This window comes from Nostoc sp., assembly GCF_036919555.1.
Classification (GTDB): Bacteria; Cyanobacteriota; Cyanobacteriia; order Cyanobacteriales; family Nostocaceae; genus Nostoc.
Genome location: NZ_JBALCS010000051.1, coordinates 110,979 through 133,847 on the forward strand (window position 1 = coordinate 110,979; position 22,869 = coordinate 133,847).

The 22,869-nt window shown below is 42.2% G+C and carries 25 protein-coding genes and 1 pseudogene; 7 read left to right on the forward strand and 19 right to left on the reverse strand.

What is annotated here, in order from left to right:
* Positions 1-247: 247 nt before the first annotated feature.
* Complete coding sequence (csx18, locus tag V7K36_RS15170; protein ID WP_335117007.1) at positions 248-523, reverse strand: CRISPR-associated protein Csx18; 276 nt, start codon at positions 521-523, stop codon at positions 248-250.
* Between the two features lie 193 nt (positions 524-716).
* Here csx18 and V7K36_RS15175 point away from each other — a divergent pair, with 193 nt between their 5' ends.
* On the forward strand, positions 717-1,919 hold the full coding sequence (locus tag V7K36_RS15175; RefSeq protein ID WP_335117010.1) for a helix-turn-helix transcriptional regulator: 1,203 nt from the start codon (positions 717-719) through the stop codon (positions 1,917-1,919).
* Positions 1,920-2,316: 397 nt separating this feature from the next.
* Here V7K36_RS15175 and V7K36_RS15180 read toward each other — a convergent pair whose 3' ends face one another.
* The 5 genes and pseudogenes from V7K36_RS15180 to V7K36_RS15200 all read right to left on the reverse strand — a co-directional run.
* Positions 2,317-3,102 carry an energy-coupling factor ABC transporter ATP-binding protein gene (locus V7K36_RS15180; protein ID WP_335117012.1) on the reverse strand — a complete coding sequence of 262 codons (786 nt, stop codon included), beginning with the start codon at positions 3,100-3,102 and terminating at the stop codon, positions 2,317-2,319.
* Between the two features lie 20 nt (positions 3,103-3,122).
* Positions 3,123-3,902 carry a cobalt ECF transporter T component CbiQ gene (gene cbiQ / locus V7K36_RS15185; protein WP_335117014.1) on the reverse strand — a complete coding sequence of 260 codons (780 nt, stop codon included), beginning with the start codon at positions 3,900-3,902 and terminating at the stop codon, positions 3,123-3,125.
* A gap of 320 nt (positions 3,903-4,222) precedes the next feature.
* Complete coding sequence (locus V7K36_RS15190) at positions 4,223-4,597, reverse strand: PDGLE domain-containing protein (protein ID WP_335117016.1); 375 nt, start codon at positions 4,595-4,597, stop codon at positions 4,223-4,225.
* Between the two features lie 31 nt (positions 4,598-4,628).
* A complete protein-coding gene (gene cbiM / locus V7K36_RS15195) occupies positions 4,629-5,381 on the reverse strand; it encodes a cobalt transporter CbiM (RefSeq protein WP_335117018.1) in 753 nt (250 codons plus the stop codon).
* A 206-nt stretch (positions 5,382-5,587) separates the two neighbouring features.
* Positions 5,588-5,949: pseudogene (locus tag V7K36_RS15200) on the reverse strand (zinc ribbon domain-containing protein); the annotation flags it as partial.
* A gap of 72 nt (positions 5,950-6,021) precedes the next feature.
* On the opposite strand from V7K36_RS15200, the gene cbiD reads away from it, so the two are divergent.
* A complete protein-coding gene (cbiD, locus tag V7K36_RS15205; RefSeq protein WP_335117020.1) occupies positions 6,022-7,137 on the forward strand; it encodes a cobalt-precorrin-5B (C(1))-methyltransferase CbiD in 1,116 nt (371 codons plus the stop codon).
* A 223-nt stretch (positions 7,138-7,360) separates the two neighbouring features.
* The gene (gene guaA, locus V7K36_RS15210; RefSeq protein WP_335117022.1) at positions 7,361-8,983 is read left to right on the forward strand and encodes a glutamine-hydrolyzing GMP synthase; all 1,623 of its coding nucleotides are present in this window, start codon (positions 7,361-7,363) and stop codon (positions 8,981-8,983) included.
* Between the two features lie 290 nt (positions 8,984-9,273).
* Here guaA and V7K36_RS15215 read toward each other — a convergent pair whose 3' ends face one another.
* The gene (locus tag V7K36_RS15215; RefSeq protein WP_335117024.1) at positions 9,274-9,492 is read right to left on the reverse strand and encodes a hypothetical protein; all 219 of its coding nucleotides are present in this window, start codon (positions 9,490-9,492) and stop codon (positions 9,274-9,276) included.
* Between the two features lie 24 nt (positions 9,493-9,516).
* Between V7K36_RS15215 and V7K36_RS15220 the strand changes: the two genes are divergently transcribed.
* Positions 9,517-9,966 carry a response regulator gene (locus tag V7K36_RS15220; protein WP_335117026.1) on the forward strand — a complete coding sequence of 150 codons (450 nt, stop codon included), beginning with the start codon at positions 9,517-9,519 and terminating at the stop codon, positions 9,964-9,966.
* 94 nt (positions 9,967-10,060) lie between these two features.
* On the opposite strand, the gene V7K36_RS15225 is transcribed toward V7K36_RS15220, so the two are convergent.
* The gene (locus V7K36_RS15225; protein ID WP_335117028.1) at positions 10,061-10,957 is read right to left on the reverse strand and encodes a cation diffusion facilitator family transporter; all 897 of its coding nucleotides are present in this window, start codon (positions 10,955-10,957) and stop codon (positions 10,061-10,063) included.
* Between the two features lie 313 nt (positions 10,958-11,270).
* Entirely contained in the window at positions 11,271-11,753 is a 483-nt protein-coding gene (locus tag V7K36_RS15230) for an RNA-guided endonuclease InsQ/TnpB family protein (protein WP_442948467.1), read from the reverse strand.
* A 100-nt stretch (positions 11,754-11,853) separates the two neighbouring features.
* Here V7K36_RS15230 and V7K36_RS15235 point away from each other — a divergent pair, with 100 nt between their 5' ends.
* Positions 11,854-12,207, forward strand: a complete 354-nt coding sequence (locus tag V7K36_RS15235) for a hypothetical protein (RefSeq protein WP_335117030.1) — start codon at positions 11,854-11,856, stop codon at positions 12,205-12,207.
* A 504-nt stretch (positions 12,208-12,711) separates the two neighbouring features.
* Here V7K36_RS15235 and V7K36_RS15240 read toward each other — a convergent pair.
* From V7K36_RS15240 to V7K36_RS15250, 3 genes are all read right to left on the reverse strand, one after another.
* On the reverse strand, positions 12,712-12,948 hold the full coding sequence (locus tag V7K36_RS15240) for a DUF4327 family protein (protein ID WP_069073690.1): 237 nt from the start codon (positions 12,946-12,948) through the stop codon (positions 12,712-12,714).
* 814 nt (positions 12,949-13,762) lie between these two features.
* A complete protein-coding gene (rbfA, locus tag V7K36_RS15245) occupies positions 13,763-14,182 on the reverse strand; it encodes a 30S ribosome-binding factor RbfA (protein ID WP_335117032.1) in 420 nt (139 codons plus the stop codon).
* Positions 14,183-14,305: 123 nt separating this feature from the next.
* Positions 14,306-14,512, reverse strand: a complete 207-nt coding sequence (locus V7K36_RS15250) for a DUF751 family protein (protein ID WP_190731327.1) — start codon at positions 14,510-14,512, stop codon at positions 14,306-14,308.
* 156 nt (positions 14,513-14,668) lie between these two features.
* Between V7K36_RS15250 and V7K36_RS15255 the strand changes: the two genes are divergently transcribed.
* On the forward strand, positions 14,669-15,583 hold the full coding sequence (locus V7K36_RS15255) for a DNA adenine methylase (protein ID WP_335117034.1): 915 nt from the start codon (positions 14,669-14,671) through the stop codon (positions 15,581-15,583).
* Here the strand turns inward: V7K36_RS15255 and V7K36_RS15260 are convergent.
* The 5 genes from V7K36_RS15260 to V7K36_RS15280 form a co-directional block, all read right to left on the reverse strand.
* Complete coding sequence (locus tag V7K36_RS15260) at positions 15,580-16,068, reverse strand: PD-(D/E)XK nuclease superfamily protein (protein WP_334826284.1); 489 nt, start codon at positions 16,066-16,068, stop codon at positions 15,580-15,582. The genes V7K36_RS15255 and V7K36_RS15260 overlap by 4 nt on opposite strands.
* Before the next feature lie 246 nt (positions 16,069-16,314).
* Positions 16,315-16,614 carry a type II toxin-antitoxin system RelE/ParE family toxin gene (locus V7K36_RS15265; protein ID WP_335117036.1) on the reverse strand — a complete coding sequence of 100 codons (300 nt, stop codon included), beginning with the start codon at positions 16,612-16,614 and terminating at the stop codon, positions 16,315-16,317.
* Entirely contained in the window at positions 16,607-16,828 is a 222-nt protein-coding gene (locus V7K36_RS15270; protein WP_335117038.1) for an addiction module protein, read from the reverse strand. Before V7K36_RS15270 ends, V7K36_RS15265 begins: the two co-directional genes overlap by 8 nt.
* A gap of 30 nt (positions 16,829-16,858) precedes the next feature.
* Positions 16,859-18,079 carry a HetZ-related protein gene (locus V7K36_RS15275; RefSeq protein ID WP_335117040.1) on the reverse strand — a complete coding sequence of 407 codons (1,221 nt, stop codon included), beginning with the start codon at positions 18,077-18,079 and terminating at the stop codon, positions 16,859-16,861.
* 409 nt (positions 18,080-18,488) lie between these two features.
* Positions 18,489-19,148 carry an L-threonylcarbamoyladenylate synthase gene (locus tag V7K36_RS15280; protein ID WP_335117042.1) on the reverse strand — a complete coding sequence of 220 codons (660 nt, stop codon included), beginning with the start codon at positions 19,146-19,148 and terminating at the stop codon, positions 18,489-18,491.
* 130 nt (positions 19,149-19,278) lie between these two features.
* Between V7K36_RS15280 and larC the strand changes: the two genes are divergently transcribed.
* Complete coding sequence (larC, locus tag V7K36_RS15285) at positions 19,279-20,562, forward strand: nickel pincer cofactor biosynthesis protein LarC (RefSeq protein WP_335117044.1); 1,284 nt, start codon at positions 19,279-19,281, stop codon at positions 20,560-20,562.
* A 63-nt stretch (positions 20,563-20,625) separates the two neighbouring features.
* Here the strand turns inward: larC and V7K36_RS15290 are convergent, their stop codons facing one another.
* Together V7K36_RS15290 and V7K36_RS15295 are read right to left on the reverse strand one after the other, a co-directional pair.
* Complete coding sequence (locus tag V7K36_RS15290; protein WP_335117046.1) at positions 20,626-21,159, reverse strand: REP-associated tyrosine transposase; 534 nt, start codon at positions 21,157-21,159, stop codon at positions 20,626-20,628.
* Positions 21,160-21,232: 73 nt separating this feature from the next.
* Positions 21,233-22,816 (reverse strand): NAD(P)H-hydrate dehydratase, encoded by a 1,584-nt coding sequence (locus tag V7K36_RS15295; protein ID WP_335117047.1) that lies wholly within the window; start codon positions 22,814-22,816, stop codon positions 21,233-21,235.
* Positions 22,817-22,869 lie beyond the last annotated feature (53 nt).

Sequence of the window (22,869 nt, forward strand, 5' to 3'; positions counted from 1 at the left end):
TTATGAGACTTAACCATCAATTGCGTTGAGAAAAACTTGTGTGTACACCGTAGCCTTTATAAGGAGAGGGACAGGTTTTGCGTAGCAGAACCAGGGTGAGGTTATGAGACTTAACCATCAATTGCCTTGAGAAAAACTTGTGTGTACACCGTAGCCTAAAAGGAGAAAAACTTTGAATTTTCCCCCTTCCCGCGTCGGCAAGAGGCTTAGATTTTTCGTGGGCTTTTCCACATGAAAAGTCAGGTTGTTACCGCCACCATCGCTGGAGATAAGATTGCCGTGAATTACGATTTCTAGGCTGAGATGAAGCCGTTAACTCTGCATTCTGTCCTGATTCCAGCCCAGCAATAACTTTATCTGCCACGTTGGAAACAACATAAGTAGCAAAAGTCACCAAGAGAGTATTGATAATTACTGCCATCAAACCCAAAGGAGCAATCAGCAAAATCACCAGAGTCACACTTCCATTGAAAAACGATACCAAAGTATTACGTAGTTTAGCACCGCGACGAGAAATATACATAGTTATAAATATGACTTATTTAAAGGTGAATATCCCGTACCATTACTAACTACGATATCCCCGAACTCACCAAAATACCAGTAAAAGAAAATAATTGATGCTGCCACTATAACCAAGTTATAACTATTGTGTATAAAGAATTGACGCTATATTATTACTTGCAGTAGTAATATTTTTTAATTCATAATTCCTCATGCCCAAAAAATCTACATCTCACCCCTACGCGGAACGCCTATCCTTTGAACGCCTGATGTTGCTAATTGCAACTTTGCTGAAGAATCCAGGTATAGGTTGTCCCGATTTAATCAACACTAATTATGATAAACAACACGATGCACTTACTCAAGTACGAACATTCCTACAGCAACTAGCAGTCGAGTGTAAAATCAGATTACCAGAAGATTATCCGGCGATCGCTACTCTGCGAAAAGACTTAGAAACCTTGCGCCGCTATGGCATCCTAGAACGCCGAATGTATCGTTGGGGATATTATCTGGGTACTGGTGCTATGTCTCAGGCAGAATTAAAAGTAGCTTTTAATGCTTTGGCATCCCAAGCCAAATACCAGGGAGATCCGCAGTTAAGGCGAATTTGTGAAATACTTAGCAAAAGACTGCGGGGATTGGATATGGAACTACAAGGTAAGTTTTTTTACCCTGTCAGACAGCATCTGAACCGCGCCATAGTTTATACAGATCCCGAAGAAATGGCTGCACAGGGAGAGAACCGTAATACACTATTTCACCAGTTACCACTGCTAGAAACAGCCATTAGCCAAGGACAAACAATAGAAATTTCTCGTGCTAGTGACCCCTATGGCAATAGTCGTATTGGACTCTTACAGGTAGTTCCTTTGCAGTTAATTTATCATGATATTGCTTGGTATCTGCTTTATGAAAACTCTGAAAATGGGCATTTAGCAATTGGACGGCTAAACCGCTTTAAAAATTACTGCAAACCCTTGAGTGATGGACTAGGTAGAGGTCTAGAAGCACAAAAGAATAGTCTTAACAAGGCTTATCAACTACTAAAAAATGGCTGGGGTTTGTATTTAGGTCAACCTTCAGAGCAGCAGCTAGAACTACAAGGACAGTTAGAATTGTTAACAGTAAAAGTGCGTTTTTTTCCTCCAGTTACAGCTTTCATTCAAGAAGGGGAACTACGTCACCTCAAGCAAAAAATTATCCCTGGTTTAAAAAATGAAACTACTGGTAATCCTAGCTACATAGATTATATAATTACTCTGCCGCCTCGCTCTGTTGATGAGTTTAGCCTCTGGGTTTATCGTTATATGCACAGCGCACGAGTTATTTCCCCAGCCCAGTTGGTAGAAAAACATCGTCAAGCTGCTCATGCTTTACTATCTCAATATGCAACTCCTCTTCAGGATGCTTAATTGACACTCTCCGGTGCGGAATATGGGTTAATCACTAGCGATCGCAATATCTTTTTAGCTAACAATTAAATGTGATTGTCTGACAGCAGTTTTCATGTATTTGAACCACATCTGTCGTAGGGGCACAGCAATGCTCATGCGTGTCAACTTAACGTGAAACCCTTGTCAACACGTGATATTTAGTTCTCTGGCTTCCGATCACGATCCGCATTACCCCACCCTAACCCTCCCCTTATAAAGGGGAGGGAACTAAATTTCCTGTTTCCCCCCTTTATAAGGGGGGATTAAGGGGGGTAAAACGCCTGTGCATCAGGTATTTGAACTTAAGTTGACACTAATGAGCTTTTTCTGTGCCCCTACCGCGTGGTCTATTTACCTGAAAACAGCTGTAAGTAAATTAACTGGATCGAGATGGGCTGATAGGTGCATGTTCCAGCTGACAATAGGGGCGACTATAGCTTAGTGGTAACTCTAAAGCGTGCCCAAGCAAAAACTCTGGATTGCTCATTACCTTCTCAGTTTTGCCATCATAGACGATCTGACCTTGACTGAGAACAACTGTGCGATCGCACAAATCCAAAGCTAAATCTAAATCGTGGGTTGCAATCAGTTGCGTCAGAGGTAAGCTTTGCAGCAGTTCAATGAATTGACGACGACAACGCGGATCTAATTGAGCCGAGGGTTCATCAAATACTAGTATCTGTGGGTTCATTGCCAAAACTCCAGCGATCGCAATCCGTTTTTTCTCACCTCCAGATAAATTATCGGTATACCGTTGCCCATACCATTGGGGATCAATATCAACTGCTGCCATTGCCTGAACAACTTGCTGGATTAATTTCTCGCCTCGGAAACCCAGATTCATCGGGCCAAAAGCAATATCTTCCCAAACGGTTGGCATGAACAACTGATTATCTGGATTTTGGAATACCAACCCGACAAAATTCCGAATGTCTCGCAAATTCTCAACAGTTAAAGGCCATTTTCCAATCGTCATCTGTCCCGATTGAGGCATGAGAATTCCATTCAGATGTAACAGTAACGTAGATTTTCCTGAACCATTGGCTCCGATTAAAGCCACTCGCTCAGTTGCTTTGATAGACAAATTAATGTCCTTCAAAGCTTGAGTTCCGTCAGGGTAAGTATAGCTAAGGTTTTGAATTGATATGGGATTATGATGCATTAATACAACGTTAAAAAATTTTATTTCCGCCAGTAAATGGCCTGACCCAACAGTGCCAAAATTATAGTTAAACTCAAAGCCACAACGTCAGATCGTCCCCCTGACGAAGCTTTTTCCATCATTGGTGGTACTCCTTGATAACCCCGTGATAGCATTGCCTGATAAACCAAATTTCCCCGGTCATAAGTGCGGATAAACAGCGCTCCTATCATATTGCCAAAAATTAACCGGATTGAGCGGTTGTTGTTCATCAGGTTTCGGGACTCGGCTGCTCGACGCATCGCGTTAAACTCGCCGATTAATACGCTGATATAGCGATACATAGATGCTAAAATTGCTACTAAGAGTGGTGGAGTTCTCAGTTCCAGCAGAGCGTGAAGCAGTGCCGTTACCGAAGTTGTTAAAGTCAGTAAGTTCAGTATCAACAGTGATAGCAATGCCTTAAGCGTCACACTACCCAAGATAGTTAGCCCGACTGTCGTAATCTGTAATGGCCCCCAAGACCATAACACCTCGCCCCCACCCCGGAACAACGTACCCAGGAGAACGACACCAATAAATGTTAGCTCAACTGCCAATCGTTTTAGTAGTACTAATAGGGTGATTTGACTCAGTAATAATAGACTCAAGAGAGCTAATCCATAAATAGCCCAAGTCCACCAATGCCCATCTGGGGTTAGGACAATGGCAAACACGAACAACAATGTACAGAGTATACGGGTACGGGGAGCGAGTTTGTGCCAGGGAGTAGCCTGTTTACTATCGACATCCAGCACAAATGCCCCAATGTGCAGCAGCATGATGTTAAGTTCCTATCTGTATTTAACAAACAGAATTCAGGAGTCAGAATTCAGCATGAATTGGAGTCGGTCAAGCAATTTTGGATTTTGGATTTTAGATTGAAAAGAGCAATCAAGTCAGGGGCAAGTCATTTAATTTTGGATTTTAGATAATAGAATTATTCTCGCGTTTAAATTCGCTTGCTCTCAAACATGCATTAAATTTTGGATTTTGAATCTTCAATTCCATTTTCCAAAATTTAAAATCTAAAATTCCGTGAGCGTCTGAATCAAGGGGTTTAAATCCCTGACTGATTGTATTCTCAGTTCTGAATTCTTTTTTAATCTGGCACATCTGAGTCTGAATGAGTATCATCCTCTGTGGAAGGTGAGGTAGAACCACGTACAACTAATTTCCCAATACCCCAAGCTAAACTAAAAGTTACTAATGTTCCCACTAGACCTGCCAATGGTGTGGCGATCGCGGATGGTACACCTCTAAGAGCATACTCATCAAATATGCCGTAAAAGGGTAATTTCTGAGCAGGTTTCTGTTCTAATTCTTTGCTGTCAAACTTCAGGTCTTTTGAGACTCTATCTAGCCCATCGGGATTTTTGCTAGCCAGTGGCGAAAGGAAAATTGCAATCAGCAGAGCAATACCTAAGCCAGCGATGACAAAAGCCCGGTTGCGCGAGTGCGAGAGGTTGCTACTCATAAGTATTCAGTCCTGATTCCATAAATACCTTTTAATACCGAGAGATGGGACGAGAGGTAGGTGATTTTGTCTGACGGGGCGGATCGTAAAATAAGTCTGGTCGAGTCCGCCAAATAAAACTGAGTGCTGCTACAGTAATCAGCGCCTCGCCAATGCCAATTATGACGTGCCAAGAAGCCATCGCTGTCAAAGCCACCGTTAGAGGAATCGTTCCCGACAAAGCAAGTTCCAAGGCACACACAACTGAAGCAACTACCACGCTTGTCCAAGCTGCGATCGCTGCGCCAATTACCAGTCCTCGCAAGGTATCGCGCCCTGTCGCAAATCTAACTGTGCGATAGAGATAATAACCACCAAATGTACCGATCAATCCCATGTTAAAGATGTTGGCTCCTAATACCGTCAGTCCACCATCCTGAAACAAAACACCCTGCACGATGAATACTGTCACCATCACTAGTGATCCAGCCCACGGCCCTAATAAAGCTCCTGCTAGTGTTCCGCCCAAAAGGTGTCCAGAAGTGCCGCCAGGAATCGGAAAATTAATCATTTGGGCTGCAAAGATAAATGCTGCACAAACCCCCATTAAAGGTACAGCTCGTTCTTGGTATTCTGCCTGCGATCGCCTAATAGCTAGTGCAATTAGACCAATAGCAATTATCCAGGTGACAAGGATAACAGGTAAGTTCAAGAAGCCATCTGGAATATGCATAGCTAAGTGCGGCTCTATTATCCAGTACAACCAGCCCCAGGACGAAATACCCGTGAACGCTACTGTGTTCATATTTAAGAAGTGTCCTTTGCAACCAGATTATTTAAGGGTCTAGTTTCTCAGTAGACCATGTATTCTCTAAAAATTTCAATGCGGTAGGGGGGCATAAGAAGTGTAAACCCCCAAGACTGCGCTGCCTTCCCTTTGCGTTAAAGTTTCAACCCTCAATTAGCAACGATTTTACGCAAAGCTGTACTAAGCTACAGTTGATGTGTGAACTACTCAGACTTGCCTGCGGCTGAAGTCTGAGCTTCTGTACTCACGGGGGAGTGCCGCAACTTTGACTTTCGCCCTAGTTTTGGTCTTACCTCCCCTCCTACAGCAGAGACGGCAGAAAAGATTCCGCCTTTAGTATTCTGATGCCTTCTGCTCTAATATTGGTGGCTGCATTTCCATCACGTGAGTGATGGGTATTGCAATGAGGACAAGTCCATTCACGGACATCCAATTGCATCTCACTCATTTGATAAAAACAATTAGAGCAAAGCTTGGAACTGGGGAACCATCTATCTATCTCCACTAACTTCCCACCCTTGCGTTCTAGCTTGTAGGCTAAAAAATTGGTGAATGTTCCCCATCCCATTTAGCACAAATATATATTATGCTAAACTAATCAAACAAATTAAATTGCCGTCTAAAACTGTTTTTATTAATGTCTCGTTCTGGCTACACACTCCCAGTATTTGCCTGCGCTGCATCTGTTGCAGCTTTACATTGGTTACGCGATCGCCAACCATTAAGCATAGCGTCTATAGATTTGATTGAACCAAGCCAAATCGCAGAAATCCCAATTGAACAGGTAGCAGGACTATCTGAGAGTATGGCTTTAGCGATCGCCCGTAGTGACCCTGGTGATAATCTTGATTTGACTAAAGATACACCGATTTGGGCATTGGTGGAATGGCGAGAAGAAGGTGAAGAGGTTGTAATTATTAAAGGAGGGGAAGGAATTGGCAGACAGGTGAATGCTGATGACAAGCCGGCTATTTATACCTATGCTCATAGGCTGTTGCAAGAGAATTTGCAACGAATACTAGCACCGGGGGAAAAAATCATGGTGACGATTATTCTACCCGAAGGGCGATCGCTTGCTGTTCGGACTTCAAATTCTGCTTTTGGTGTGGTTGAAGGACTTTCCCTTTTAGGCACAACTGGTATTTCTCAACCTTTGAGTACACCAGATCAGCTTGCAGTTTTTCGGGCCGAATTACAAAATAAAGCCAGTTGTTTTGAGAGTTTGGTATTCTGTATCGGGGAGAATGGCCTAGATTTGGCGCGTAAACTAGGGATTAATCCTGAGCAATTGGTCAAAACTGCTAACTGGCTCGGCCCAATGTTAGTAGAAGCTGATGTGCTGGGCGTGAAAGAAATCTTATTATTTGGCTATCACGGTAAGCTGATGAAACTCGCTGGGGGAATTTTTCACACTCATCACTACTTGGCTGATGGACGGCGGGAAATTTTAGCAGCGCACTGTGCGATCGCTGGTTTAAAATCACCAGATATCCAAGCTGTGTTTAATAGTGCTACCGCCGAAGCCGCACTGACATATCTACGATCGCTAGATGCTGCAACTGATAATGATTGGGTAAATCAAGTTTACACTGCGATCGCCGAAACCATCGATGTTCGTTCTCAAGAATACATCCAAAGCCATAGTGAACGTGGCGCGGGAGTTAGAGTCTGTGGCTCTATCCTCTTTGATCGCGATCGCAAAATTATCGTGAAGAGTAAAACTGCGACTCTGTTGATCGGAAAATTATGTTAATTTATTATGAATAATCGTAAACAATCCAAATAAATAGTCTTTTAAGTAACCACTCTCGGATCAGTTTATCGTTTTAATACCATCTCCGACTCAGGGACTAGACAAACGCACATAAACTCGCGTTTGTAAAGGCTCTCTATACCATTATCAGCCTATCCTGGCTGAATAATAGCATCACCATAGACCACAAAGCATCTATCCTTAACAGACATAACTCTCCGTCATGAATACAGTGGTGACTCTACCAACAGAACAAGCGCCCCAAACATTGGAAAATTTTGGGCGGCTTGATCGCCAATTGATTGTAATTCTGGACTTTGGCTCTCAATATTCGGAGCTGATTGCCCGTCGCATCCGCGAAACTCAAGTATACTCAGAAGTTTTGTCCTATCGCACTAGTTTTGAACATTTGCGCCAACTCAATCCTAAGGGAATCATCCTCTCTGGTGGACCGAGTTCGGTTTATGGTGATCACGCTCCCCATTGTGACGCAGAAATCTGGAATTTGGGAATACCCATCTTGGGTGTTTGCTATGGGATGCAGCTGATGGTGAACCAACTCGGTGGCGAAGTGGCAAAGGCCGAGCGAGGTGAATACGGCAAAGCATCATTATATATTGATGATCCCACAGATTTGCTCACTAATGTCGAAGATGGCACTACTATGTGGATGAGTCATGGAGACTCAGTTACCCAAATGCCATCAGGGTTTGAATTGCTTGCACATACAGAAAATACTCCCTGTGCTGCCATTGCCGACCACGAAAGGAAACTTTATGGCGTTCAGTTCCATCCAGAGGTGGTACATTCTATTGGTGGATTGGCATTAATCCGTAATTTTGTCTATCATATCTGCGATTGCGAACCTACTTGGACAACATCGGCTTTTGTCGAAGAGGCAATTCGGGAAATTCGCGCCAGAGTCGGTGAAAAGCGGGTGCTGTTGGCACTGTCTGGGGGAGTGGATTCTTCTACCCTAGCCTTCTTGCTCTACAAAGCGATTGGCGACCAACTGACTTGCGTGTTTATCGATCAAGGCTTTATGCGAAAGTATGAGCCAGAGCGATTAGTAAAGCTGTTCCAAGAGCAGTTTCACATTCCTGTAGAGTATGTTAATGCCCGCGATCGCTTTTTAGCTAGGATTACTGATATCACAGATCCTGAAGAAAAACGCCGCCGTATTGGACACGAATTTATCAGTGTATTTGAGGAAACATCCAAGCGCCTCGGTCAGTTTGACTATCTGGCTCAAGGGACTCTTTATCCAGATGTGATCGAATCTGCTGACACCAACGTTGACTCCCAAACTGGTGAGCGGGTAGCGGTGAAAATTAAGAGTCATCATAATGTTGGCGGTTTGCCCAAAGACCTAAGATTTAAATTGGTGGAACCACTGCGGAAACTATTTAAAGATGAAGTCCGCAAAGTTGGGCGTTCCATTGGTTTACCAGAAGAAATTGTCCAACGACAACCTTTTCCTGGGCCTGGTTTGGCAATTCGCATCCTGGGGGAAGTCACATCTGAGCGGTTAAACATTTTGCGCGATGCCGATTTGATTGTACGGCAAGAAATTAACCAACGCGGCATATATCATGATTTCTGGCAAGCGTTTGCTGTATTGCTGCCAATTCGGACTGTTGGCGTTATGGGGGATCAACGTACTTACGCTTACCCCATTGTTTTGCGGATTGTTACCAGTGAAGATGGCATGACTGCTGATTGGGCTAGAGTCCCTTACGATGTCCTGGAAGTCATTTCCACCCGGATTGTGAATGAGGTGAAAGGAGTGAATCGGGTGGTTTATGACATCACCTCTAAGCCGCCAGGAACCATTGAATGGGAGTAATCAAGTTTTGAATTTACTTAACTAAAAGCTGATCACCGAATTTGAGATTTTAAATTTTGAATTTTGGGTTGAAAGATTCAAAATTCAGAATTTTTTATTTTTTAAAGCCTCGATTAAAATCCCAACCTGTTAGTAAGTAGGTCAAATTAAATATAAAACCTCACCCTGCCTCCGGCTTCCCTCTCCTTACTGAGGAGAGGGATTGAGGGTGAGGTTTGATCTTATATTTAATTACGCCTACCTACTTAATAAAGCAGTCAGTAATTAGCAAGATTATTCTGGAATTTAAACTATTCCTTAAAGTTAATGTTTTCAATGTAAAGCAATTTAAACACTAACATAAATTTTCTCAAGTCAATAATTATAAATGCCAGCGAATAATTAACCATCAATTCGATAGTGGTTGGACGAATTGAGTTATTGTCTAGGAAAATAGGCGCGATCGCAGTAAAATTATAAATGGTGTGGTTATAGAGAAAAACAAGCAGATCATTAGAAATAACTTTCATTTGATCAACATTAATGGAGATGTTATGCAACCTGCTCTTCCCCTTGCTGGCTTAAACATCCTCGTAGTTGATGATGATGAAGATAGCCGTTTTTACATTACTACCGTGTTGGAAACTGATGGAGCCAGCGTTATGGCAGTTACATCGGCAACGGTAGCATTGAAAATACTACCTGAGTTGCAACCAGATGTCTTGATTTGTGATATTGCTATGCCTGATGAAGATGGCTATACCTTCATCCGCAAGATCCGGGCGCTGAAGCCTGATATTTGGGGAAAACTTCCCGCGATCGCTTTAACTGCCTATGGCGATAGCGAGTATCGTAGCCTGTCCCTGGAAGCAGGCTTTCAGACTCATGTAGCTAAACCAGTTGATCCAGGAGAACTAGTTGCGATCGTCGCAAATTTGATGCTCAACATGAAAGTGGCGGATCTAAATCCCCCATTATCGGACTCCTGTCTGATTTATGAATAAGATTTCAAATGAAATCCTGTTAACAATTCAAAAATCAAATCGGAGTCCTATATTCTGAACAGGGCGTGATTTGGAATTGCTGAGACTATTTTGCTCAACTTTCAAAGCTAATTTGCTCAGACTTATATCCTGGTGGCTCGACGTGAATTAAAATCCTCACTGGACGAAACCTTTCTTCTAATCGGCTTTCTACTTCTTCGGTGATCTGGTGGGCGGTTTCTACGTCTGGTGCATCTACTATTAAATGCATTTCAATGAACACTTGACGACCAAGAACACCGCGAGAGGCAATATCATGACAGTTAATTACACCTGGAACAGAAGTAGCGATCGCATGAATTACTTCTGGTGCGATCGCCATTTGATCCACAAGCCAAGGCAAATTCTCTTTTAAAACTGACCAACCACTCCAAAATACCAACAAAGCGACAGGAAAAGATAACACCAAATCCATCCATTGATAACCTAGCCAAACTCCTATCAAACCGGCAATTACAGAGATTGTCACCCAAATATCGCTCATGGTATGTGTAGCGTCAGCTATGAGAATTGAGCTACCTACCCGCCTACCCACAGCACGTTCGTAAAACGCCACAAAAATATTCACGCCCAGCACAATTAGTAATAACCACAACTCAGATGGCGATATTCTCACAGGTTCACCACCACCTTTGAGAATTCGTTCGATTGCTCCTTGGAGAATTTCAAAACAGGCGATTCCTAAAAATGAGGCAATTCCTAAAGCTCCCACAGCTTCAAATTTGTGATGTCCGTAGGGATGCTCGCGATCGGGTTGTGGAGAAGAAAATTTACTTGCAATTAATCCTAAAACGTTGTTGGCGCTATCTGTCACACTATGCAAGGCATCAGCTAGCAAACTCAAAGAACCTGTCCAATAGCCCACAAGTGCTTTCAATCCCATTACAAACAGGTTGAGCAGTAGAGTAATAATTAAAACCTTTCGCACTTTTGCGCGGTTATCGTAAGTCATAGATAATTTATCACATCAAGTTCTATGACTTCTAATGTAAAACTTAAAACATAAATAAACACAAATAAACTGTATCAAAGTCTTACGCAGTAAGAGTTAAGTCTCTCTATAGTCTCTATATTTTATCGCAATTTATTGAGATTCTTTTTAACTAATAGTAGCTACAAGTTAGATAGGCATTAGTAATGGCTTTACAGATAACAGCATATTTTTAGCATTAATTCCAGGAATATTTTAATTAATTTTGTTATTCATATGTCCACTTAGTTCAGAACAGATTGTATTAAAAATACATACTTTGATACTCTCCGGGCTATAAGCCCGAAGATTCTTGGGTCGCAGGGATTCCAACGAATTTACCCTCACCAAGCATCTTCACCGTGTATCCCACGGCTGCAAGTCCTCTCTGACAGACAACCAACGCTGCTGCCACGTCTCTGTTTGTCATATATCCGCAATTTGTGCAACTATGAACGTGCTGTGACAAGTCCTTTTTACCAGTTTCCATTTGACAGTTTGGGCAAATCTGACTTGTTTTTCTACTATTAACTTTCTGAAAATACACACCGCGCTTAAAACAACATTGCTCAAGTATTTGGAAGAATTGACCCCATCCCGCATCTAAGCAATGTTTCCCTAACATTCCGCGAGAAAGTCCAATTAAATTCAAATCTTCGACAAATACCATTCCAGCATCATCACAAATTCGGTGCGCTATTTTCCAATGAAAGTCTTTCCTTGAATTGGCTGTCTTAGAAAGAGGGGGTTTTAAACCCAAATCTTTGATAAATTCCATCAGTGGTCTTTGAAGAAGACGCGGGAAACTTTTAGAGTGGGATTTAGTCCCCTCCTTCCGGTAATATTAGTACTTATCAAGAAGTTTTAATCAAAAATATATGTCTTCAACTCCTTTAACATTGAACCTAATTGAAGGTTCTGTGTCTTTCAGTTTTTCATCTCAAGCAGCACGAGAATTAAAGACAGAGACGGATAAACTGATGGTGCGCCTGAAGGCTGTCGCCGCTAAACCCACTCCTGGCGGCGGTAAAGTAACTCCCCAACCTCCCCTGGAATATCGTCATACAGGTGAAGTCTTTTTAGAAATTTTCTGTAATCCTAATATCTGGCCGACGCCCTTCGCAGCCAAAGTTTTGCTAACTGTCCGCAACCTCAACATCCGCTTGACTACTGAAGCTGAACTTACCCGCATCATTGAAGACATTAATCAGTATTTAGAGCAAGTAGGTTAGCAATTCAAAATTCACGCATTCAAAATTCAAACATTTTAGACAATTTCAGACGTTCGCGTAGCGTCTCGCAGAGAAGAGGACTCCGGTCTTGGGGTCTCCCCAAGAGGAGCAACTCCGGGGGATTTAAACCCCGACTGAAACTGGGGCTATCTTTATGGTTGGGGTCTTAAACCCTTTTATTTACGATAATGAATTGCAAGTCAAAAGTGAGGTTCCTACACTTACCCGATAGGTAAATGTAGGAACCTCACAGAATCTACATACTAGACTCAAGCTGTAGCACCAGATATACAGAATAAATGGTTCTGATGCCTTGTTTAACTTGAAAAGTTGTATAAATTCAGACTCCAATGCTTCTGTGCTAATGAAAAACGCAAGATTCTGTATGGGGCAATGCTCATCAAAAACCAGAGATTATCCCCCAGATTGGGCGGCGAATCGTTGATTGTGACATCCACACATCAAAAATAAACTCCCAATCCCAAATCCGAAATCAAACATTGATTAGTCGTTATCCCATTGTTCACGACCAATTAGATCGCCAATGCGATCGCGTAACAAAAAGTCACATTTTTCTAATTCGCATTCAACGCAAACCCACTCTCTTGCTGGAATGTATTGGCAGAGGGTATATATTGGCTGTTGTCTGCTAATCATTCCCTTTTGCACCAGTCGGCGTGCTTCGTCTTGAATCACATCTAGAGAGTAGTAATTGATAGAAGGCACCGTATTCACACTCATGGTTTTTACTCACAAATTAACACTTACGATAGTATTCCCGTTAATAGTTAGGAACAAACATGACAGAAATTAGACTTGTGGCTAGGATTTTGTAGTTTACTATACGGAACTCTTTTTATTTTGACCCCACATATCCTGAAATTATCTCAAGAAATGTTAAGGAAGTCAACAAATCCTGACAATTTGGCAAAATCCGCTTTACAAAAAAAATTCCAAGTAGTTAACTTAACATGCTTCTTTAGCTGTATGACTTTTATTCAACAAGTCTGAAAGTCTTGCCATTAGTACGTTTAAGCAAGATTTGGCGGTTGGGAAGAATTCAGGGCGCTATCGCTTACATATCAAATAATCACCTTAAAACCAGATATAGAACTGCTGGTATTTATCTAAGGGTAAACAACACAAGAATATTTGTCAGACACTAGGGTATAAAATATTGCAAAGTATAACGCCTAAAATATACGACGAAAGCTTTAACACTAGGATCTGCTGACATTTTATTAAGGAAATCCGTAATTACTTAGGTTAATTTCAGCACTTATATTAAACAGTTTTCCTGAGATAAACATCTGTAAGAGGGAGGAGTAAAGGACTTCCAAATAAAAAATATGCGAGCAGGGGAAGCAGAGGGAAAGGGAAAATACTAGAGTAGAGGCGAAAGCCAAGACAAACAGAAAGCGTATATATACAACTACTGAATCCCTGAATCAGGTTATGGTTATATTAAAACAGACGTGACGAGATCACGTCTGTAAACTGTTTGGCGGATTTGCTGAGATTAATTGTTCTGAAGTTACATTGTTGTTTTAGTTACTTATTCGGAGAATTCCTGATCATTTTGATCAGTGATGTCTTCTACTGATACCAGATTTTCTGGGGGACGCTCATGGTTAAGTTGGTCTAGTAGTGCTAGTACCTTATTACCGCGTTCTATAGAGCGATCTTCGAGAAAAATGACTTCTGGTGTACGACGTAGCCGTATCCGCGCCCCAAGTTCGCTGCGGACGTAACCCGTGGCCGACTTTAAGCCTGCCATTGTTTCTACCTTAGCTTCATCTGTACCATAAATACTGACGTAGACTTTGGCGTGTTGGAGATCGCCGGAAACATCAACATCAGTAACACTAACCATTCCTGTACCCACACGGTCATCCTTAATGCCGTTGAGCAGCATTTGGCTAACTTCCCGTTTGATCAGTTCAGCAACGCGGGAAACCCGGCGATTTGTAGCCATAAAAATTTCGCCTCCTCACAGAGGTTGTACGACAAAAATAGATGCAAGTTGGGTAGACAGTACTTAGCGGGAGCAACGCCAAGAGCAACCGTCTGTGGGGCATAGCCCCGATATAGCGCTAGTCTAGATTGTACTCAAGCCCAACATTGCCCGTAGGGTGAGAGTCAGGAAGACTAGGCTGCTCACAAATAAACCCAAGATGGCGATTAAGGTGACTGGGCGCTTCAACAGTGGCACTAATGGCGCAAAGGTGTTTAGAAACAGTCCTAAGACGATACTAATTAAGTACCGGGGGTAGCGAAAGACGTTATCCCAAAATCCGTCAAACATCTGAATTTATACTCCTCTATTATAATTCAGGTGGTCTATCTTACCTTTTTTTCATGACTTTATTCTAATACGTGTTGCTTTTGTCGCACCATACTAATATAAAATATAATTTCTCATCAACACCATGTAGTTTTCAATTTGATTAAATTAATAGTAATGCTAACTCAACTCAATGATAAAAGTTATTATCGTCCATTCCTAAAATGGGCTGGCGGTAAAAGTAAATTAATTCACAAATATATTAAATATTTGCCCCCAAATATTGGGAACGTTAAGCGTTACTATGAACCGTTTTTAGGCAGTGGCGCTTTATTTTTCTATTTAGTAAATCGATACTCGACAATCGAATCGTCATATCTAACTGATATTAATGAAGAATTAATTAATACATATCAATGTATTAAAAATAACCTTGACGATTTAATTTTATTATTACAAGAGCATGAAAAAGAACATAATGAATATGCTAATTTTTATAAAATAAGTGGTGATAAAAGTAAAAATAGCAAAGATAAAAATAAGTATTACTACAAGGTAAGAGATGAAAATTACGACAGAGATATTGAAAGAGCAGCTCGTTTAATTTATCTTAATAGAACCTGTTTCAATGGACTTTATAGAGTCAATTCACGAGGTACATTCAATGTACCATTAGGTAGATATGAAAATCCCAAGATTTGTCAAATAGATTTACTGGGTTCAGCATCACAAGCACTTTCTAGGGCTGAGGTGAAAACAGCAGATTTTAAGCAAGTACTAGATTACGCAAACAGCAGTGATGATTTTGTTTATTTTGATCCACCGTACCATCCTATTAGTAAAACTAGCTATTTTACAGCTTATAGTCGCCACTGTTTTAGTGAGGATGACCAAAAAAAATTGAGCGCCATTTGTGCAACGCTAGCAAGCCGAGGTGTCAAAGTTATGGTATCAAACTCTGATTGTAAGGAGATTGAAGACATTTATAGAGAAATTGGTTTTCAAATCCACACAATACAAGCAGCACGAACAATTAACTCTAATATAGAAAATCGAGGAACAATTTCAGAATTTTTAATTACGTCTTATTAGAGATGGTTGTTTGACCATGCAATAAATCTATCCAAACTATAAACTGCTAATAAGTTTTGATTATAGTCAACTTGTTTTTTAAACCAATCAAGTGCTTTTTGCCTCATACCTTCGCCGCCCATCACTAAAATAGTTGGTGCAGGGTAAGAGGACTGAATATTTAAGTTGAGGTAAGGAAATTTTTCATCAACTGAACCACCGCTTTCTTGCCATTTACACTCAATAATTAACCCAGATGGAAATTTAACTGAGTCCATAACGTAAAAGTCAACATATAGATCGGTTTGATATATTCCAGTTCCAATATAAACACTTCTGGCATAGCATTTTGGTAGCACAGTAGAGTTTAATATGTATTCTCTTTGGTGCTGTTTCGGTACATTGGGACTTACTTGATAATATTCGTGTGCCCTTAATGTTCCTTCTACAGTCGTTTCTAAAACCTGACCAGATTTATTTGCCCGTCCGCCTTGAGTCAAAGCCATCCTAAATTCCTTTGGTAAAAGTACCTCTTATTCTAGGATTCCACGGAAGCAGTCACAAATAGTCAGTTGCTTAATATGAATTTTTGATGAAAGTGCAAAAAAATGGTATTTTTGTACTAAATAAATACAAATGTATTAATAATTTGGATGAGTAATGCGTTACTAATTCAGAGAAGGGGGAAAAGAAGAAAATTTCCTTTTGCTTTTTTCTTTTAATACTTTTCCTAGCTATTGTAAACGTGCCTTCTATTGCAAGTGACCACGCCATTTTTCTGGGTCTTGGGAACAGTGGAAAACAGCGTAGAGAATAATCTCTTGTTCATTAAACTCGTAAAAAACGACGTAGGAAAAACGCCTGATTGTAGCGCGGCGATAGGTTTCATGAACAATCTGGTATGTGCTGGGGTGACGCGGAATTAAATTCAGGCAGGCATCAGTACAACGTAAAAACTCAGCACCTAATCCAAATTCGCGCCGCTCGTACCAGTCAAAAGCTTCAATAATATCTAGTTCTGCGGCTGTAAGGATAGTTAATTTTCTAGCCATGTCGTTGAGAGATTCTGGCTTTTACATTTTCCCAACTGCTGCCAATGGCTGGGTTTTGCAGATATTCGGCTTTGCGACGGGCTAGCTCTTGTTTATGCCAATCTAAAACTGGAAGCGCTGCTGGTGTAGCGGTAATCTCATCCCATAAATCTTCTACCAGTTGGAGTTTTTCCGCTCTCCAAAGACTAGAGAGTTGGGGAAATACTGGGTTCATGGTTTTGTGTATATTTTATTCGCCTTCATTTTAGCCCGTCTCGGCTTCAGTATGACCGTTGCGGATAGACCATGCGATTTCTAAAAGTTGAGTCCAGCGCTTTTGCAGCTGTTTGGGGGTGCATTTGATGGTTTTAGCGATCGCTTGGTCGTTTTCCCGTGCAGTTTTTAATTGTAATATCTGGTGTTGTTGTTCTGTGAGTTGATTCACAAAGATTTCCCACTGCAAAGAAGATAAACCCAACTTTTGCTCTAAACCCGCACCTAACCATTGATGTACTAATTGCCAGTGGTGTTGTTTGGCAAACTTTTCTACATGGTATTTAAAGCGTTGTTGGAGATAATCGCGCTGACGGCTAGTTAAACCGAGAATTTGGTCAATTTCTGGGGCTGAGAGGTCTTGGAGTTTCAAGCTGAGGTAGTTCATACAGTCAGATTGACCTTGAGACTCCAGGTATTTCATTAATTCAGTGATGACGCGATCGCGTTCTGACTCTTCAGATGGATCGAAATTAGTTTGGGCAATCATCTGCGATCGCAGCTGTTGCACCGCCGAGTTACGCTGGTAAGATTCTGCTTCTTCACCCTTGGCAGACTCTACCGCCATTTCAATATCCACGGTAGTTTCTTGGGGCTGACGACGAGCAAAACCTTGGGCCCGTAAGATAATCAATTGCTGATTTGCACCACCAGGTAAATTGATCCGGCGTTTGGCGTACTGCTCCGTAAAGGACATATATTCAGCTAATTGCAGCTGAGTACGCGGCGTGTGATCGTTAGGTAGTTCGTTTTCTCGGCGGAAAGCTTTGATAGCTTCGATATAAAATGCTTGTAAAAAATCTTCAATCAGGCTGTAACGAGCCTCAAAACCCAACTCCGAGCCGGACATAGTTATATGGCGGTAAACCATAGCACCCAGATTACTATGTAATTCCACCCGCCCTTGTTTGGAACCTAGTTGGTAGTAACGTAAGCACTTTTGCATCCGATGCCTTCCCAACGTCATCTGCCAGGATTTGATTTCCCCAGATGTTTGGATACGGGAGCTTTTGTCGCAAATGCGTTCTACTTCTACGGCTATGCGCTTTGCTAAAGCTTCTACGCATTTGGGTGCTGCTTTCACTTGCCTTTGCATTTCCTCACACAGCAATTCAATCAAGGTATTGCTGCTGCTGTCTGAAAAATCTTCAGTCGAAAGGTGGTTCTCAAAAATGGGTCTAGAGTTTGGTAGATTGACGACGTTAGCTTTCATGACTTTTCCAGGTAGTAGTATTGCACCGTAATTACAACGCAGACACAGCAATCAAGATCGGACTTGGCTGGAGAATCTTTAGGCATTCATCCATCAAAACTTGCCGTATGTAATGCTCATATCTAAAGGTCATATATAAAACTGTAGGAAATACGAAAGAGTTATAGTTATCGCAATGTGTCGGTTTTTGTCACAAGCCACTATTCTTAACGCTGGCACACGAGTACCCACCATTTTCTCAAAGTTGTCAAATACCTTGCTGTGCCAACTGTTGCCGCCATCCTGTTATATCCACTGCGTCATTGAACAGCCGGTCATAGACATCGCATCTAAATATGACAATTTCAAAAGTGGAGTTGTTTTTATCACAATTTCCGAAACCCAGAGGTGCGCCTGTGAAGTGGAATTCTTATACCCATGCTGCTGCTGCTTCCCAACCTAAACCCCTCCGTATCATTACTGCTTCGTCTTCCGTCAAATCCAAGATGGTAGACACTTCATATGTAGGTTCCTGGCCAGTGTCTATAATTATGTCTACCAACTTATCCAAACGATCAAATAGCTCTACCCGCGACTGAACAGTTTCTTTTTCTATCCGAATCATCCCATTATCTTCTCCATCTGGTGGCAGATGTGCTGAAGTTGAAATAATCGGATTGCCCAACGCTGCCAGCAACTCCAAACACACAGTATGGTTTGGTACTCTAATTCCAGTAGTTTTCCGCTTGGGGCTTTGCACCAATCGCGGTACTAACTTAGTCGCTGGGAGCAGAAACGTGTATGGACCTGGAATCAGGCGCTTCATAATCCGATAGCCTGTGTCACTTACGAAGGCATAAGTTGCCACATTTGAAAGCGAGGGACATAAAAATGTCAGTGGTTTATCATTTGCTAGCTGTTTAATTTGCCGCACTCGTTCTACCGCCGACTTGGCATTCAAATCACAACCGATCGCATAAACTGTATCAGTAGGGTAAAGCATGATTGCGCCACTAAAGAGCGCCGACTTTATTTCCTCTATTCGGCGAATTTGAGGATTATCCGGATGAACTGGGAAAATTTTTGCCATAACACAGGGAGTGGGAGAATGGGGGAGTGAGGGAGTAGGGAGTAGGGAGTGGGGGAGATGGGGAGCAGAGGGAGAAGAACTATTAATTATTGATCAATGCCAATGACTAATGACTAATGACTAATTTATTATGAATAAAATTGCTTATTTTCAATGTCCGACAGGAATTTCTGGTGATATGTGCCTGGGGGCTTTGGTAAGTTTGGGTGTTCCTGTGGAGTATTTAGTTGAAAAACTCAATGGGTTGGGTATTGAACAGGAATATCAGTTAAGGGCGGAATTTGTCCAACGCAATGGTCAGCAGGCGACTAAAGTCCATGTGGATTTAGTAGACGATCATCACCACCACGACCACGATCGCGAACACAGTCACGATCGCACACGCCACTTGCCAGAAATAGAGCAAATGATTCTCAAAGCGGAGTTGCCATCACGGGCAGAAGCTTGGAGTTTGGCGGTATTCCGACAGCTAGCAGTGGCAGAAGGAGCGGTACATGGCATTTCCCCTGAAAAAGTTCATTTTCATGAAGTAGGTGCTGTAGATGCGATCGTAGATATTGTGGGTACTTGCTTGGGGTTGGATTGGTTGGGGATTGAGAGCAATAAGGAAGGATGGCCTCGACTTTACTGCTCGGCGTTCCCGACTGGTGGCGGCACTGTTCGGGCTGCACATGGTCAGATGGCAGTACCAGTTCCAGCAGTATTAAAGCTGTGGGAAATGCGGGGTTGTCCAGTTTATAGCAATGGCATTGATAGAGAATTGGTGACACCAACAGGAGCTGCGATCGCCACTACTTTGGCAAGAGATTTTGGTTCACCACCTGCGATCGCTATCAAGCAGATAGGACTGGGAGCAGGAACCATAAATTTACCCATTCCCAATATTCTACGCCTCTGGTTGGGTGAAAGCGCAAGTTTACAGTCTAATTTCAGCGATTCTGAAGATACTACCGCAAATTTAGAAACGATATCAGTATTAGAAACCCAAATTGATGATATAAATCCGCAGGCGATCGGCTATGTGTTTGAGGCATTGTTTGCGGCTGGTGCGGTGGATGTTTTTACCCAAACGATCGGCATGAAAAAGTCCCGTCCAGGGATTTTGCTGACTGTGATTTGTCATCCAGAAAATTTACTCGGTTGTGAAGCGGTTGTATTCCGCGAAACAACTACTTTGGGCATTCGGAGAACAACTCAGCAACGCGCGATTTTACAACGGGAAATTCAACAAGTGGAAACGGAATATGGCAAAGTGCGTGTCAAACTAGCATGGAATGGACAATCACCAGAAAAAGTTATTGTTAATGTGCAGCCAGAATATGAAGATTGTGCAGAGTTAGCGCGAAAACATAATATTCCCTGGCGCGAAATTCAAAGGCTGGCGCTACAGCGTTGGTATTTAGTCAATGGCTAAATCTCCTCATTCCTCGTTCCCAGTCTCCGACTGGGAATGCCATCCTAAAGGCTCTGCCTTCCCTCACACATCAATCAACTCTACCTGTAATAAACCTAGTTCCCCGATGTAATTACGGTAACTAGAATACCGCCAATGTGCCGGATCATCCACATAACCACGCCTGACAGGATTGTTGTGAATATAATCTAATTTTTGTCTCAACATTTCCTCATCTAGAATTGCCTGCGGATGGAAACCTTCTTGCCAAAGTTGATATTCTTGTCTTGTCTTATGTTTTAATTTATAAAGCTGAAGCTGGTTAAGTATGTAGTTGGAATTGTTTTTCTCAAGTAAATCAATAATACAGCGAGCTGTGAATGATTTAAAGTTTCCTATTTCTTTAGATAAACTGGCGGCAGAGGCGATTATATGGAGATGATTTTCCATAATTACGTAACCGTACAAGGTTAAACGCTGCTGACGTTGCAGAAAATTGAGGGAATCTAAAATAATTTGTGTAAATTCAACTTTGCCGAATAGTGGTATCCAATTTATAACTGTGCAGGTGAGGAAGTGTGGCTGGGTTCCTAGTACGTGGTAGCGGCTGCGTCCCATGATTTATATTTAAATTAGAGGCGGAGCCTCTAGGATGGCATTCCCAGTCGGAGACTGGGAACGAGGGAATTGACTAAGTTAGAGCTTTGATCAAATATTGTGTCAATGTAAAGGCATCTACACCTAATTCGGTACGCTCTTGGGCTGCTAAAATACCCGCTTGTGAATGCCACCAAGCGGCAGTTGCCACAATATCTTCTATGGGAATCTGTTTAGTTGCTGCTTGTGCTAACAATCCACCCAGTAGCCCAGTTAACACGTCACCGCTACCGCCACGCGCCAAGGCGGGTGTGCTTTCAGGAACAATCCAAACGGCACCTTCAGGGTTTGCTACGGCAGTTCTTGCCCCTTTCAACAACACTACCGCCCCACTTTGTCCGGCTGCTGACTGTACTGCTTTTACTCTGTCATGTTTGGCATCGGGGACATCAGGAAACAATCGTTCAAATTCGCCTGTGTGGGGTGTGAGTACGGTTATGGCTTGACGTTTTTTTAACGTGGCGATCGCTCCCATTTGTGCGAGAATATTTAAACCATCGGCATCGAGAAGCAAAGGGCGATCGCTTTCGATGATTTCTTGCACAATGGGGCTAGCATCTCGTGTTAAACCGGGGCCACAGGCGATCGCATTAAAGGAACTCAGATCGGTTTTTTCTGGTAATTGCAATTGAGCGATCGCTCCGGTTTCCGTCTCTGGACAACCGACAATTAGCGCTTCTGGCAAATGCGACACCAAAAGAGATTTTAGCGATTCGGGTACGGCAATCGAAAGCATCCCCACACCACTTGCCCTCGCACCCAAACCAGTTAAAATTGCTCCACCTGCATAGCGCCGCGAACCGCAAATTAACAGTAAATGTCCTTCCTTATATTTGTGGGTGACTGGTGGACGGGGTAGGGGTAAAGTTGCAAGTGCCGTTGCTGGTGTAATACGTTTAATTCTGGGTGCATCTTTTAGAACAGCTTCTACATCAGCTAAAGGAATATCAAAATCGATTAACTCAGCTTTGCCGAGATATTCCAGCGCCTGATCTTGGAAAAAAGCTAGTTTCCATAAACCCAAGCAAAATGTGTGAGTGGCGCGAATGGCAGTTCCTAATACAACGCCAGTGTCGGTGTGTAAACCTGAAGGTAAATCGATGCTATAAATCGGCACAGACAATTCATTTAGCTGATTAATTGCAGAGGCGATGGGATCAGTAAGGTTTCTTTCTAAACCAAACCCAAACAAGCCATCAATCAACAAATCAGAATTTGGCAGTTGTTCAATTGTTTGATAAATTGGAATGCCCAAATTTTCAGCATACTGCAAGTGCTGCGAAGTTAATTCCTTAAGCTTAGAGAAAGGAGAATAAATCCAAACCTCATACCCACAAAAGTGTAATTCACGGGCTACTACTAAAGCATCCCCGCCATTATGACCGGGGCCGACAAGAATTCCAACACGGGGATTTAAGGAGTGGGAGACTAATTTTGAATTGTTTTCCCTTTGTCCAAGGTTCGGGTAAATATCTTGAATGCGACGGGCAATTAATCCCGCAACCTTTTCCATCAAAGCTACTACAGGCATTCCCGCCGCAAAGATCCGTTCTTCAATATCGCGCATCTGCCCAGCAGTCACTATCACTTGCGAAATTTTTTCTTGCCTGTTCTGCATCAGTCCTAAGTGCTGAGTTATGAGTTTTAGCGTGTTTATCGATGAAGCTGGAC